This window comes from Micromonospora sp. NPDC048843 (genome assembly GCF_040649965.1).
GTDB classification, from domain to species: Bacteria; Actinomycetota; Actinomycetes; order Mycobacteriales; family Micromonosporaceae; genus Micromonospora; species Micromonospora hortensis.
Genome location: NZ_JBEZGJ010000076.1, coordinates 1 through 13,582 on the forward strand (window position 1 = coordinate 1; position 13,582 = coordinate 13,582).

A 13,582-nucleotide genomic window follows, 5' to 3' on the forward strand; every position below is an offset into this window, starting at 1 on the left:
GAGAACGCCTGGGGGAAGTTGCCCAGCTGCTCCCCGGTCAGCGGGTCGATCTGCTCGGCGAACAGGCCGAGGTCGTTGACCCGCTATGGAGGTTCCATGGCTCAACCCGACGACATGCTCGACGATGAGGACTACCCCGCCTACACGATGGGCCGTGCCGCCGAGATCCTCGGCTGCTCGCAGGATTTTCTGCGCCGGCTCGGCGAGGCGAAACTGATCGACCCGCAGCGCTCCAGTGGGGGGCACCGCCGCTACTCCCGCTACCAACTGCGCCTTGCCGCGAGGGCTCGGGAGATGTGCGACCAGGGCACCGACATGGCCTCGGCCTGCCGGATCATCATTCTTGAGGACCAACTCGAAGAGGCCCTTCGGCGCAATGAGCGTCACCAGCAGGGCTGAGCACACCGTCCGTGCGGGCCTGCCCCCACGGTGAAGCCGAGCGCCACGCGGTCCCGCACCCGGAAGGACTCGGTGAAGCCGAGGCCGGCGTAGAACTCGGCGGCGCGGGAGACGTCCTCGCTGAAGAGGATCACCTGAGGAGTGCCGAACATCGACACGGCCCGACGCCATCAGCGCAGTGGCTTCTCGCTACGCGGGCAAGCCCGATGAACTCCCGCAAGCGCGCGTTCGCCCAGCACGACTGCCCCCGCCGCATCCGCGACGGCCACGCACGGCGTTGACGCGCCCGGCTCGACGACGCATCGAGCCGGGCGCGTCAGGTGAGCTATGCCACGAAGCGCGAACGGCGTCGGCGGCCGATCAGGTAGCCCGCGCCGCCGAGGAGCAGGAGCACACCGCCAATGCCGGCCACTGTCGCGGTGTCAGCACCGGTCACGGGCAGCCCACCGCCCTCGCCACCCTCGCCGCCGGGCCCGCCCGGGCTGGCGGAGACGGTAGGAGTCGGTGCGACGCTCGTGGCGCTGGGCGAAGCGCTCGGTGTGGGCTGAGACGTCGGCGTCGGCGTGGGCTGAGACGCGCAGTCAAGCTCACGGGCGGCGTACAGACCGTCATTCAGGTAAGCCAGGTAGGCATCGACGGTCGCCTCCCCGAGCACCTTCTGCGCGGCCGCCTCCACGTTGGTGCCGGCGTCCGTCAACGTGCGAACCACAGTGATCCGTAGAGCCACCGACCAGGCATTCTGTACGCCCGTCTTGAGGAATGCGCGGAGCTCATCCTCGGTGCCCTTCAGCGCATCCTGAATGGCGCCGGGCAGAACGGGCAACTCGTCGGCGTTCGCCGCGGACAGGATCCGGGCGGCCAACACCCGTACCTCCTGCTCGGTGGCGGTATCCAGGTCGATGGTGACAAGCTCGCGGATGTCCTTGTACGCCTTGCGCTCGACCGTTTGGCAGGCCTCGTTCAGCCCGGGCGATTCGATCTGAGCCACCGCCGGTGCCGCCGGAATCACAAAGGCCAGCGCCAATAGGGCGCCGGCCGGGAACTTCCATCGCATGTGGTCTTCCTCCCCGTTGCAAGCAAAAACACGGAGATACTACCGTCAGTGGACGGAGAAGCAAGGATGGATACACGCCCACGATTGCGCAATGGCAAGGCCGCGGCGAAACACTCACCCAAATACATCCACAAGGGACGAAGGGCCCTCCACTCAGTCTGCTTCGACAGGAGCTCTGAGCAGACTGAGATGGTCTGAGAGTGACGCTGTGCCCAGCAGGATTCGAACCTGCGGCCTTGGGATTGGACGAAGATCACGGATGGCTGGTGGCGCGGGTGCGTCCCTGGTCAGCCTGTCCGTCGCCGCCCGTTGGTGTCGGCCTGTGGCGGCGTTCTTGGCTGTACCGATGGCTGTACAGTTGATCTATGGCGGCGGCCGAGAATGGGAACATCGGGCGCTTCCGCGATCCGAGGCATTGGCTGGGCGGCTTGGCTGCTGGCGAGGTCTTCGTCCGCTGCCCACGCTGTGCAGAACGTGCCTCGGTCCTCCCTTGTCCCGAGGAGCTCGCCGACGGTACTCGGCATGATGTTTGGCTGCGTCGTCGGCTGAGTTGTCTCGGGTGCGCGTATACGGACCTCTGGGATGCCCCTCGCCTCGCCAACAACGCGCGCGCCTTCCCTGAACTCTCGGGTCCGAATGACCCCTACTTCGGCCTGCCACTCTGGTTGTCGACAGAGTGCCGTGGGCGTGTGCTCTGGGCGTACAACGCAGAGCACCTGAACCTGCTGGAGACGTACGTGTCCGCTCGGTTGCGGGAACGCGGCCAGTACATGGGAAGCCAGACCCTGGTTGAGCGCTTGCCGGCGTGGATCAAGGATGGCAGGCACCGCACTGAGGTGCTTGACGCAATAGGGCAGCTTCGGGCGCTACTTGCCTGAGCGCGGCTGACCGGCAGAGGTTGCAACAGCGGTGGTGCGGCAACGCCGGACTCGACTGGCTGCGGCTGCCGGAGATCGAACGGGCCGCCGTGGACGAGGTCGCGAAGGGACTTCTTCGGGTGACGTGGCTCTACGAATGGCTGTACGGGGGTCGGGGTGACCGACCGGACCGGGCACGGCAAGCCGCTGACCTGCGGTGGTGGGGTGCGCCCGGCAGGATTCGAACCTGCGGCCTTGGGATTAGAAGTCCCCTGCTCTATCCGCTGAGCTACGGGCGCGTGTGGCGTGGATGTCGCGCCCAGAGGGTACCGCCGTCCCACTGCCCGACGGTGAAAAGGGGTGCCCGCGTCCACGTTGCCGAGCAGAGTCTCACGTCCGCCTCGTAGCGGGCATCCGGGTTACCGCGAAGCGGCCTGGCCACGGACCGTACCTTTGGCTGGTGTTGCTGGATTCCGACGCCGAGAGCGACGTCGCCTACGAGCTGTGCCAGGTCGTCGGTCGCGCCATCCTTCCGTACCGGTCCTCGGGCGACTTCGGTACCGCTTTCTTCTTCCAGGGCGGCGACGACCCGGTGGGGGAGTCGCTGCTGACGGCGTCGGACCTGGTGGGCGGTTCGGGTGGTGAGTTGAGCCTGCGGGCGAGCGTCACCGAGCCGGCCGGGGTGGCCCCGGCCGTCATTTCCGAGGCCGCGATCGTGCCCGGGTGGGCACGCTTCGCGGGCGACGGGGTCGCGGTGTTGCCGACCGCTGGCCTGCACCGGTACGCCGGCGACGGCGGCTGGCGGTGGCGCGTCCAGCCGGTGCCGGCGGGGATCGCCGCCGGGCCCGAGGTCGTCGCCCGCCTCGGCGCCGACGCCAATTCCGCTTTCGTGCTGGCCCATGGGGTACGCGAAGACGGGTCGCGACCGCTGGAGGTCGCGATCGAGCGGGTGGTCCGCGACGGGGACGCCGTGCTGATCACCACCGAGCTGCCGCCGGGGTACGTCGGCGCGCCGGTCTTCATCGTGCAGGCTGAACCCACCGGTGAGGTTTCCCCGTACTGCCTGGGCCTGGTCCTGCCCGGCGTCGGCGCGCACCCGGTGGCGACCTTCGACCGAATCCGTGCCGTCCTCCCGGCGACACCGGGCGACATTTGACCTTTCGCGCCGGCCGGCCTGTCAGCCGCTGGGCGTCGCCGCCCCCGCCGGGTCGACCGTCTGCGCGCCGACCGTCTGCGCGCCGACCGTCTGCGCGTTGGCCGGCGCTGTGTCGGCGGCGGTAGATGCGCCGTCGGCTGGGGCAGCATCGGCCGGCGCCGCGTCGGCCGGGGCGGTGGGGCCGGCGGCGAGGAACGCCTCGGCCCAGCGGCCCACCTCGTCGAACACCTTCTTCCGTACGACGGGGCCGGAGAGCGTGAGATCGTGCAGCCCTCCGTCGAAACGGGCCAGTGTGACGTGGCGACCGAGGCGGGGCGCGTAGCGGACCATGTGCTCGACGTCCAGCACGGCGTCGGCCAGTGTCGCGTTGTCGTGCCACTTGGTGCCCCGGAAGGACCGGGTCGAGCAGGCCAGCAGCACCGGCACCTGGATGTCCAGCCCGGCCCGGAGCCGACGTTGCCCGGTGCGGATCGCGTTCAGCCAGCCGGCCCGGACCGGGAACCCGGCCAGCGGCTTCCACGCCAGGTCGTAGGTCCACTCGCCGCGGTGGTCGGAGTGGATGCTCTCGCCGTACACGGTGCCCAGCCCGAACGGGAGGATGCGGTGCGGCGCCCTGCGGCCCAGCCGGGACGCGGCGGCCGCGAGGGGGCGACGGACCGCCCAGGGGGCGTTCAGATCGAAGAAGGGGCTGTTGAGCACCAGGCCGTCGATGGTGCCGGTGTCGCGGCGGGCATCCGCCCAGAGCGAGATGATCAGGCCGCCGGTGGAGTGGCCCATCGCCAGCAGGGTGTCGTGCCCGTCGTCGGCGCGGATGATCTCGGCGGCGGCGTCCAGCTCGGGGAAGTAGTCGCTGATGTCGCGGCAGAAGTTGGGGGTCTGGGCCGGGAGCAGACTGCGGCCGTATTTGCGCAGGTCGAGCGCGTAGAAATCCCAGCCTCGCTCGGCGAAGAAGTCAGCCAGGTGCGTCTGGAAGAAGTAGTCGACGAAGCCGTGCACGTAGAGCACGGCCCGTCCGGTGGGGCGCTCGGCCCGTCGTCGGACCAGTGTCGCGACAACGGGGCCTTCGTCGTCGGTGCCCAGGTCGATCGTCTGCCGCTCGTACGGCGGCCCCAACACGTCCGGTTCCACGAACGCGACGCTACGCCGCCAACCTACCGAGCGGTAGCCCGTCCCCGCCCACACCCCGCTCGCCCCCACTCATCCCGCGATCTTGCACTTTCTGTCCCGACGTAAGGGGCAATAGCCGCTGTTCGGGAGCCGAAAGTGCAAGATCGCGGGGGTGTGGCGTGGGTCAGGCAGTTTCCGCGTCGGCGCGGGGGGTCGGGTTCTCCGACTCGTCGGGCTCCAACTGCGGCTGGGGGAGGTCGCGCAGGTGCTTGTTGTGCCGCGGCTCCTGGCGGGTCTTGGCGTCGTTGAGTCGACGGCGCAGGTCGTCACGGACGTCATTGAGGGCGGCGTGCAGGTCCTCCTCGGCGGAGGTGGTGACGATCTTCTGCCGGCCGGCGATCCAGCACTCCAGGGTGACCTTCTGGCCACGCGCTTCCCGGTCCTTCACCGACACCTCCAGCTCGGTGGCGTCAGCGTGGAAGCTGGCGAGCCGGGCGTCGAGGGTGGCGAACTGCTCGGCGATCCAGTTGCGGTCGCCCTGCGAGAACCCGGCGCCCACCCGCAGGCACTCAGCCACGGTGGCCGGGTTCGCCACGGCGCTCATCGCTGCGCCTCGGAAGCGTTCGCGGAGTCGATGGTGGTGATCGTCATGGCGCTGACCTCTCGTCGACGTGGAGCTGTCGGTGGTGCGTTGATCAAGTCCTTACCCAGTTCGGGTGGCCTGGGAAACCGTGGACGGCGGGTCGGGCGGGTCGGGCCTACCACGTTCGGGCGTGATCAGGGCGTTGTCCACAGGTGGGTTCGTCATCCACAGGCCGGGGATGAGCCCTCGCGATGGGTGCTTCCAGTGTCGATGCTCGGTGTCGAGTCGACTCGCGCAGGCAGGCCCCGATCCCCCTGGAGGGATGATGTTCGACACTTACGTGACAATCGTCGGCAATGTGCTGACCACGCCCGAGTGGCGTCGTACGACCCAGAGCAACACTCTGGTGGCCAACTTCAAGGTCGCCTCCACCGCCCGCCGACTCGATCGGGACAGCGGCCGGTGGGTTGACGGCAATTCGCTCCGCGTCCGCGTCAACTGCTGGCGCAAGCTCGCCGAGGGGGTGGCGGCCTCCGTCATGGTCGGTGATCCGGTGGTGGTCTGCGGGCGGCTCTACACCCGCGACTGGACCGACGACGCCGGCAACCACCGCACTGTCTACGAGCTGGAGGCGGTCGCCGTCGGCCATGACCTGTCCCGGGGTCGCGCCCGCTTCCTGCGTAACCGGCCGAGCATGGCGACCAGCACCGTGGAGGACGCGGAGGCCGAGAGTCGGGTGCACGGCGAGCCCACCGAGCCGGTGCCGGCCGGGCAGGCACCCGTGCTGCCCGACGACCGTCCGCTGGACGACGACTTCGAGCTGCCCGACTACGCGGAGCTGCGGACCAGCCCGTTCGGCAATGGCCCGGCGGACGACGACAGCTCCCCGAGCGGCGGGGCCTTCGGTGACGGCGGAGCGGCCGCGAGCGGCGGGCAGGCCGACGGTCCGCCGGCCCTCGAGGACGAGTTGGCCCCTCCGCCCGAGGCGCACGACGACGACAACGCCGACGGCGACCTGGACATCGAGTTGGGGCCGGTGCCCGACGAGGGGCAGCCGGAGCCGGCGCAGCCCGGCCGAGGACGGCGTGGTCGGGGCCGGATCCCGCAGCCAGCCTGACCGATCGGCTCGGCCGTCGCGAATTGGGCGGCGGTCGAGCTGGCCAAGCACCATCTCGGTGCCGGGTGCCGGGTGCCGGGTGCCGGGTGCCGGGTGCCGGGTGCCGGGTGCCGCGGCGAGACGGCAGCACCCGACACGGCCGGTGCGGCACGACGGGGGCGGGGTGGCGGCGCGACCAGCGTCGTCACCCCGCGTGACCGGCGTCGGCAGGTTGGTCTGCCTGTTCACTCCACAGGTTCTCGTTGCCGGTGCGGGACCGTGGGTTGGGCTGGTTCACGGATTGCTCGTCTAGGCTGGCCGGCCGGAGGTGGTGCGGGTGCGACGGACAGCGCCGATGGCGAACGCGGTGGGGCTGCTGGCCGGGTACGCGCTGGACAGGGCGCTCGGCGACCCCCGCCGGTGGCACCCGGTGGCCGGCTTCGGGCAGGCCGCGGGCGCGCTGGAGCGCCGCCTCTACCGCCCGGACCGTACGGCGGGTGCGGCGTTCACCGCGCTGGCAGTCGGCGGGCCGGTGTTGCTCGGGGCGGTCGCCGCGGCGGCTACCCGACACCGGCCGGTGACCCGGGCGGTGCTGGTGGCGGCCGGCACGTGGACAGTGCTGGGCGGCCGCACGCTACGGCATGAGGCAACAGTCATGGGTCGTACGCTGCGTAACGGCGACCTGCCCGCTGCCCGGCGACGCCTCGGTCACCTCTGCGGGCGGGACCCGTCGACGCTGGGCGAGTCGGAGCTGGCCCGTGCGACAGTCGAGTCGGTCGCGGAGAACACCTCCGACGCGGTGGTCGCTCCGCTGCTCTGGGGCGCGGTCGCTGGTCTGCCCGGGTTGCTGGGCTACCGCGCGGCGAACACCCTCGATGCGATGGTCGGGCACCGGTCGACGCGCTACGCGCGGTTCGGCACGCCGGCCGCTCGGCTGGACGACGCGCTCAACCTCGTGCCGTCCCGGCTGACCGGGCTGCTCACCATCGCCGTCGCGCCGGTCGCGCACGGGGACCGGCAGCGCGCCTGGCAGGTGTGGCGGCGGGACCGCAACGACCACCCGAGCCCCAACGCCGGTCAGTGCGAGGCGGCGATGGCCGGTGCGCTCGGGGTCCGCCTCGGTGGTCGCAACGTCTACTTCGGGCGCTCCGAGGTGCGGCCGTTCCTCGGCGACGGTCCCCGTCCGGAGGCGCGGCACCTGAAGCGGGCCGCCCGGATCTCCGGCGCGGTGGGGCTGGCCGCCGTCGGGTTGGCCGCCGCGTACCCGGTGACGCTCGGCCGGCTGGTTGGCGCGGTGAGCAGGCGTGCACTGATCGGCGCGCTGGGTCGGCGGGGGCCGGTTGCTGCGGCCGGAGGGCGCGGGCCGGCTGGCGTGGCCGGGGGCGTCGGAGTGCGGGGGAGTGGGCGGTGAGCGGCGGGCTCCTGGTGGCCGGCACGACGTCCGACGCCGGCAAGAGCGTGCTCACCGCCGGCATCTGTCGTTGGCTGCACCGGCAGGGCGTGAAGGTGGCGCCGTACAAGGCGCAGAACATGTCGAACAACTCGGCGGTGGTCGTCGGGCCGGACGGGCGCGGCGGCGAGATCGGGCGCGCCCAGGCCATGCAGGCGGCGGCGTGCGGGCTCGCACCCGACCTGCGGTTCAACCCGGTGCTGCTCAAGCCGGGCAGCGACCTGGCCAGTCAGGTGGTGCTGCTGGGCGAGGCGGTCGACACGATCACCGCGGGCACCTTCCGGCAGCTGCGTCCCCGGCTCGCCGAGACCGCGTACGGCGCACTGGCCGAGCTGCGCGAGACGTACGACGTGGTGATCTGCGAGGGTGCCGGCAGCCCTGCGGAGATCAACCTGCGGGCCGGTGACTACGTCAACATGGGGCTGGCCCGGCACGCCAACCTGCCCACCATCGTCGTCGGCGACATCGACCGGGGCGGCGTCTTCGCCTCGATGTTCGGCACCGTGGCCCTGCTCGACCCGGCCGACCAGGCGCTGATCGCCGGATTCGTGATCAACAAGTTCCGGGGCGACCTCGGGCTGCTCCAGCCGGGTCTGGCCATGCTGCGTCAGGTCACCGGCCGCCCTACGTACGGGGTGCTGCCCTGGGCACTGGACCTGTGGCTCGACGCTGAGGACTCACTCGCCTACGGCCGGGTGCTCGGCCGACCCGCAGCTCCGCACGGCAGCGAATGGCTGGACGTGGCCGTCGTCCGCCTACCCCGGATCAGCAACGCCACCGACGTGGAGGCTCTCGCCACCGAGCCGGGCGTCCGGGTACGCCTCACCATCGAACCGGCCGAACTGGCCGCCGCCGATCTGGTCGTCCTACCCGGCTCGAAGTCCACCGTCGCCGACCTCGGGTGGCTGCGCGAAACCGGTCTCGCCGACGCGGTGGCCACCCATGTGGCGGCCGGCAAGCCCCTGCTCGGCCTCTGCGGCGGCTTCCAGATGCTCGGCCGCGCCATCCACGACTCGGTGGAGAGCCGGCAGGGCAGCGTGCCGGGGCTCGGTCTGCTGCCCATCGACATCACCTTCGACCCGCGCAAGACCGTCCGGCAGTCGGTGGGCAGCGGCCACGGTGGCGTCCCGGTGCGGGGCTACGAGATCCACCACGGGTACGTCTCACAGGCCGACCCGAGCCTGACCCCGCTGCTGACCGGCGACGACGGTGTCGGAGAGGGCGCAGTGTTCGGCGTGGTGCACGGCACGCACTGGCACGGGGCGTTCGAGTCCGACGAGTTCCGCCGGTGGTTCCTCACCGAGGCGGCTCGCCTGGCCGGCCGCAGCGGGTTCCGGGTCGCGCCGGCCACCAGCTTCGCCGCCGCCCGGGAGCGTTCACTCGACCTGCTCGGCGACCTGGTCGAGGAACACCTGGACACCGATGCCCTCTGGCGTCTCATCGAAGCCGGCCCACCCGTCGACCTGCCCTTCATCCCACCCGGCGCCCCATCCTGACTCTCTTGGCCGGCCCACCGTCCACTGGGGAAGGTCAGCGTGCGTGGTCGTGCTCGATCGTTGTTGTGGGGGCCTCGTCCACGCGAGGAGGGGCCTGTTTCCTGGATCGAGCACGATCTCGCGACGACCGTCCCGCCCGAAATGGGCGCGAAGGGCAGGCTCGGGGGAGTTCAGGGGCGGATGTCGGCCGGACGGTCGCTGGTGGGCAGGCCGGCGGCGAGCCAGGCGTCCACGCCGCCGATCATGTCGGTGGCCCGGCGCAGGCCGAGGGTCTGCAGGCTGGCGGCTGCCAGGCTGGAGCTGTAACCCTGTCGGCACACCAGGATGATCTCCCGGTCGTACCCGGTGGCCTCCGGGATCCGCCAGGCGCTGGCCGGATCGAGGCGCCACTCCAGTACGGTCCGGTCGATGACGACAGCGCCAGGCAGGTCGCCCTGTTCGCGGCGCTGTAGTTCGGTCCGGGTGTCGATCAGCAACGCGCCGCCGCGGACCGCCTCGACGGTCTGCTGCGGAGTCAGTCGGTGCAGCCCGGCGCGGGCCTGTTCGAGTAGGGCGTCTATACCGGGGCTCATCACGTCTCGGAGCACCACCCGATCATGCCGATTCGGTGGCACCCCGGGCGGCGAACGGGCCGCCCGTCACCCGTCGCCGCACCAATTCCCCCGGACGTGACGGTGGCCGGCCAGGGCGGTCAGCCGGACGTGTCAGAGTGGCCCACGCCGACCCCGCAACCGGCACGATCGACACGGGCCGACAGGGATACCGCGACGTCGATGAACCGAGTCGATCACACTGCCCACCAGCGGTGGCGGCATACTTCGGTCATGCACCACGGGAGGCTGCGCTGAACCCGGGAACCGGCGGGCCGACAGTGGCACTCGTCCAGGCGTACGCCGAATTGGCTCGTCGGGTGCTTGCGGGCCCGGCGCGGTTGGGGCGGACCCGGCTGGTCGCTGTCGACGGGCCGAGCGGCGCGGGTAAGAGCCGGTTCGCCGCGCGGCTCGCGGATGCCCTCGCGGGGCCGCTCGGCGGCCGACCGCCGGTGGTGCACACCGACGACCTGCTCGACGGGTGGGACGACCAGGTCACCTTCTGGCCCCGGCTCGACGACTGGGTGCTCGCCCCGCTGCGTGACGGGAAGCCGGGCGCCTACCGGCGGTACAGCTGGGTCCGGCAGTGCTTCCTGCCCCGGCCGGTTCCGGTTCCGGTGGCTTCGGTGCTGGTGGTCGAGGGAGTCAGCGCTGCCCGGGCGGCCGTCCGACCGGAGTTGACGCTGGCCGTGTTCGTCACCGCGCCCGCGTCGTTGCGGCTGGCTCGCGCTGTCGCCCGGGACGGGCCGGAGATCCTGCCCGAGCTGCGCCGCTGGCACGACGGAGAGCGGGCGCACTTCGCCGTCGACCAGACCGCCACCCACGCCGACCTGTTGGTGGACGGCGCGCCGACGCTGCCGCACGACGCGGACCGGTACTACGTGCGACTCCGCTGAGCGGGGCATGGACGTCGGCCACCGACTGCGGCACGATGCGGAGAGCTACGGCGAACGGGGAGCCACAATGACTGCAGCGGACGCGCCAGCGCGGCGTCGGATCACCCTCACCGGCATCAGCTCGCGGGCCTGGGAGCATCCGGCCGACCGGGGTGCCCTGGTCGCTCTGCGGGAGCTGCGCGGTTTCGACGACGTGGTGCGGGCGTTCTTCGGAATGTGGAACGAGCGGGGTTTCCGGCTGTCCGTGCTGGCCTCCGGCATCCGGGTCGACCACCGGCAGTACCCGGCGGTGTGGCAGCGCTACACCGAGGCCGCCGCGGCGCTCGACGTGGCCGAGCTGCCCGAGCTGTACGTGACCCAGTCGCCCTGGTTGGGCGCCGAGGCGGTCGGGCTGGAGCGGCCGTTCATCGTGCTGAACTCAGCCTGCGTGCAGCAACTCGACGAGGACGAGCTGCGCTGCCTGCTCGGCCACGAGTTGGGGCACGTGGGCAGCGGGCACGCGGTCTACAAGACCATGCTCATGATCCTCACTCGCTGGGCGGCCAACCTGAGCTGGTTGCCGGTCGGCGCGATCGCGTTGCGCGCCATCATCGCGGCGATGCTTGAGTGGTGGCGCAAGGCGGAACTCTCCGCCGACCGGGCCGGCCTGCTCGCCGGGCAGGACCCGGCCGCCGCGCTGCGGCTGCTGATGAAGCTCGCCGGCGGCGGTGACCTCTCCCAGGTCGACACCACCGCCTTCCTCGAGCAGGCCGCCGAGTACTCCGGTGGTGGCGACCTGCGCGACAGCCTGCACAAGATCCGGATGACCGCGTGGAGTACCCACCCGGTGCCGGTGGCGCGGGCGGCGTCGCTGCGCCAGTGGATCGACTCCGGGGCGTACGGGCAGGTTCTGGCCGGGGACTATCCGCGCCGCGAGGACGACAGCTCGACAAGCGTGTCCGAGGAGATCAAGGCGGCTGCCGAGTCGTACCGGGAGGAGTTCAGCCGTTCCACCGACCCGCTGGTCGGGTTGCTGCGCCGGCTCGGCGACGGCGCGAGCGACGTCGGCGAGTGGGTGGGCGGCACCGCCGGTCGGGCCCGTTCCTGGATGGACGCCGCCACCGAGGCGGCCGGCCGCGCACATCGCGCCGGGCGGGCCGCCCCGGGCGCGCGGGCCGGCGCCGGCCCCGCGGACAACGGTGACGGTACGGGCTCCGCCGACACTCCCCGGTAAGGCCGGCATACGATTCCGGTCATGACCTCACCGATCATGTCCGAGTCCGAGGTGCGGGCCGCCGTCGAGCGGGAGATGCCCGGCGTCCGGGCCGACCTGGAGCGCCTCGTCCGCATCCCCGGCATCGCCTTCGAGGGCTTCGACCACTCGCACGTGGAACGCTCCGCCGAGGCGGTAGCCGAGCTGCTGCGCGGCTGTGGCCTGGACGTCGACGTCGTTCGATCCGGCGGCCAGCCGGCGGTGATCGGCCGTCGGGCCGCCCCGCCCGGCGCGCCCACAGTGCTGCTCTACGCCCACCACGACGTCCAGCCAGTCGGCGACCGGTCGCTGTGGGAGTCCGACCCCTTCGAGCCGGTGGAACGGGACGGCCGGCTCTACGCCCGGGGCGCGGCCGACGACAAGGCCGGCGTCATGGCGCACGTGGCGGCGCTGCGCGCGTACGGTGACGCGCTGCCGGTCGGCGTCGTCCTCTTCATCGAGGGCGAGGAGGAGTACGGCTCCGACTCGCTGGAGCAACTGCTGGCCGAGCACCGCGACGAGATCACCTCGGACGTCATCGTTATCGCCGACTCCGGCAACTGGGACATCGGCGTACCGGCGTTGACCACCTCGCTGCGGGGCATCGTCAACTGCTTCGTCGAGGTGCGCACGCTGGACCACGCGGTGCACAGCGGCATGTTCGGCGGCGCCGTGCCGGACGCGCTCACCGCGCTGGTCCGGCTGTTGGCGACACTGCACGACGACGCCGGTGACGTGGCAGTGGACGGACTCGTCGGCCGCGAGGGCGCGGTCGTGGACTACCCGGAGGACCGGATCCGCACCGAGGCGGGCCTCGCCGACGGCGTGCAGTTCATCGGCACCGGCCGGATCACCGACCGGCTCTGGACCAAGCCGGCGCTGGCCATCCTCGGTGTCGACGCGCCGTCCACCGGCGAGGCGCCGAACGCCCTGGTCCCGGCCGCGAAGGCGAAGCTCAGCATCCGCCTCGCTCCGGGCGACGACCCCAAGCGGGCGTACGCGGCGGTGCGCGCGCACCTGGAGCAGCACGCGCCGTGGGGTGCGCAGGTGACTGTCACCTTCGAGCACGACGGCGACCCGTGCGTGATCGACGCGTCCGGGCCGATGTTCGACGCCGCCCGTTCGGCCTTCCGGACCGCCTGGGACGGCACCGACCCGGTGGACATCGGCGTCGGCGGCTCGATTCCGTTCATCGCCACCTTCCAGGAGATGTTCCCGAAGGCGGCGATCCTGGTGACCGGCGTGGAGGACCCGCACGCCCGCGCGCACGGCCCGAACGAGAGTCTGCACCTGGGTGAGTTCGCCCGGGTCTGCCTCGCCGAGGCACTGCTTCTGCGCAACGTGGCGGCCGTGAGCAGTTAGGTGTCAGAACGGCAACTTTGGGCCTGATCTGGGAGTTTACGGCGTGTCGGATGGTCAGCTGTTATAGCCTTTCGTACATGAGTACGAACGAGGTGATGGCCCGGTTGGGGGCCGCTGTCAGCGCGCTGGGAGATGTCGATGTCTCCGCGTGGTCCGAGGACACGCTCAACGAACAGCTCGGTGAGCTCTCCGCCGCACTGGTCGCCCTCGACTCGGTGCTCTCCCGGGTCGCCGGCGAGGTCCGCGCCCGAGGGTTGCGCATCGAGGAACCCATCTCCGCTTAGGCCCTGATCCGTCGTCCGCGT

13 protein-coding genes, 1 tRNA gene and 1 pseudogene are annotated in these 13,582 nt (G+C 71.4%); 9 read left to right on the forward strand and 6 right to left on the reverse strand.

Annotation, left to right across the window (positions count from 1 at the left end):
- Positions 1-96 precede the first annotated feature (96 nt).
- The gene (locus AB0C20_RS18690) at positions 97-399 is read left to right on the forward strand and encodes a MerR family transcriptional regulator (protein ID WP_238678144.1); all 303 of its coding nucleotides are present in this window, start codon (positions 97-99) and stop codon (positions 397-399) included.
- On the opposite strand, the gene AB0C20_RS18695 is transcribed toward AB0C20_RS18690, so the two are convergent.
- From AB0C20_RS18695 to AB0C20_RS18705, 3 genes are all read right to left on the reverse strand, one after another.
- Complete coding sequence (locus AB0C20_RS18695; protein ID WP_238685478.1) at positions 384-557, reverse strand: hypothetical protein; 174 nt, start codon at positions 555-557, stop codon at positions 384-386. The genes AB0C20_RS18690 and AB0C20_RS18695 overlap by 16 nt on opposite strands.
- A gap of 167 nt (positions 558-724) precedes the next feature.
- The gene (locus AB0C20_RS18700) at positions 725-1,453 is read right to left on the reverse strand and encodes an LPXTG cell wall anchor domain-containing protein (protein ID WP_357568422.1); all 729 of its coding nucleotides are present in this window, start codon (positions 1,451-1,453) and stop codon (positions 725-727) included.
- Between the two features lie 1,083 nt (positions 1,454-2,536).
- Positions 2,537-2,609: transfer RNA gene (locus tag AB0C20_RS18705), tRNA-Arg, on the reverse strand.
- Between the two features lie 161 nt (positions 2,610-2,770).
- Here AB0C20_RS18705 and AB0C20_RS18710 point away from each other — a divergent pair.
- The gene (locus AB0C20_RS18710; protein ID WP_357185104.1) at positions 2,771-3,466 is read left to right on the forward strand and encodes a hypothetical protein; all 696 of its coding nucleotides are present in this window, start codon (positions 2,771-2,773) and stop codon (positions 3,464-3,466) included.
- 189 nt (positions 3,467-3,655) lie between these two features.
- On the opposite strand, the pseudogene AB0C20_RS18715 reads toward AB0C20_RS18710, so the two are convergent.
- Together AB0C20_RS18715 and AB0C20_RS18720 are read right to left on the reverse strand one after the other, a co-directional pair.
- Positions 3,656-4,594 (reverse strand): annotated as a pseudogene (locus AB0C20_RS18715) (alpha/beta hydrolase); the annotation flags it as partial.
- 163 nt (positions 4,595-4,757) lie between these two features.
- A complete protein-coding gene (locus AB0C20_RS18720) occupies positions 4,758-5,177 on the reverse strand; it encodes an HPF/RaiA family ribosome-associated protein (RefSeq protein ID WP_357568423.1) in 420 nt (139 codons plus the stop codon).
- Between the two features lie 304 nt (positions 5,178-5,481).
- Between AB0C20_RS18720 and ssb the strand changes: the two genes are divergently transcribed.
- The 3 genes from ssb (at position 5,482) to AB0C20_RS18735 (ending at position 9,198) form a co-directional block, all read left to right on the forward strand.
- On the forward strand, positions 5,482-6,273 hold the full coding sequence (gene ssb, locus AB0C20_RS18725; protein ID WP_357568427.1) for a single-stranded DNA-binding protein: 792 nt from the start codon (positions 5,482-5,484) through the stop codon (positions 6,271-6,273).
- 334 nt (positions 6,274-6,607) lie between these two features.
- Positions 6,608-7,663, forward strand: coding sequence for a cobalamin biosynthesis protein (locus AB0C20_RS18730; RefSeq protein ID WP_357568428.1), 1,056 nt, complete (start codon positions 6,608-6,610; stop codon positions 7,661-7,663).
- Complete coding sequence (locus AB0C20_RS18735) at positions 7,660-9,198, forward strand: cobyric acid synthase (RefSeq protein WP_357185110.1); 1,539 nt, start codon at positions 7,660-7,662, stop codon at positions 9,196-9,198. The genes AB0C20_RS18730 and AB0C20_RS18735 overlap by 4 nt, the downstream gene beginning before the upstream one ends.
- Positions 9,199-9,368: 170 nt before the next feature.
- Here the strand turns inward: AB0C20_RS18735 and AB0C20_RS18740 are convergent, their stop codons facing one another.
- On the reverse strand, positions 9,369-9,770 hold the full coding sequence (locus AB0C20_RS18740; protein WP_357185296.1) for a rhodanese-like domain-containing protein: 402 nt from the start codon (positions 9,768-9,770) through the stop codon (positions 9,369-9,371).
- Positions 9,771-10,042: 272 nt separating this feature from the next.
- Between AB0C20_RS18740 and AB0C20_RS18745 the strand changes: the two genes are divergently transcribed.
- The 4 genes from AB0C20_RS18745 (at position 10,043) to AB0C20_RS18760 (ending at position 13,561) form a co-directional block, all read left to right on the forward strand.
- Positions 10,043-10,684 (forward strand): hypothetical protein, encoded by a 642-nt coding sequence (locus AB0C20_RS18745; RefSeq protein WP_357568429.1) that lies wholly within the window; start codon positions 10,043-10,045, stop codon positions 10,682-10,684.
- Positions 10,685-10,751: 67 nt separating this feature from the next.
- Positions 10,752-11,897, forward strand: a complete 1,146-nt coding sequence (locus AB0C20_RS18750) for a M48 family metallopeptidase (protein WP_357185113.1) — start codon at positions 10,752-10,754, stop codon at positions 11,895-11,897.
- Positions 11,898-11,933: 36 nt separating this feature from the next.
- Positions 11,934-13,277, forward strand: coding sequence for a dipeptidase (locus AB0C20_RS18755; protein WP_357185302.1), 1,344 nt, complete (start codon positions 11,934-11,936; stop codon positions 13,275-13,277).
- A gap of 77 nt (positions 13,278-13,354) precedes the next feature.
- On the forward strand, positions 13,355-13,561 hold the full coding sequence (locus tag AB0C20_RS18760; RefSeq protein ID WP_030488220.1) for a hypothetical protein: 207 nt from the start codon (positions 13,355-13,357) through the stop codon (positions 13,559-13,561).
- The last annotated feature ends 21 nt before the right edge of the window (positions 13,562-13,582 follow it).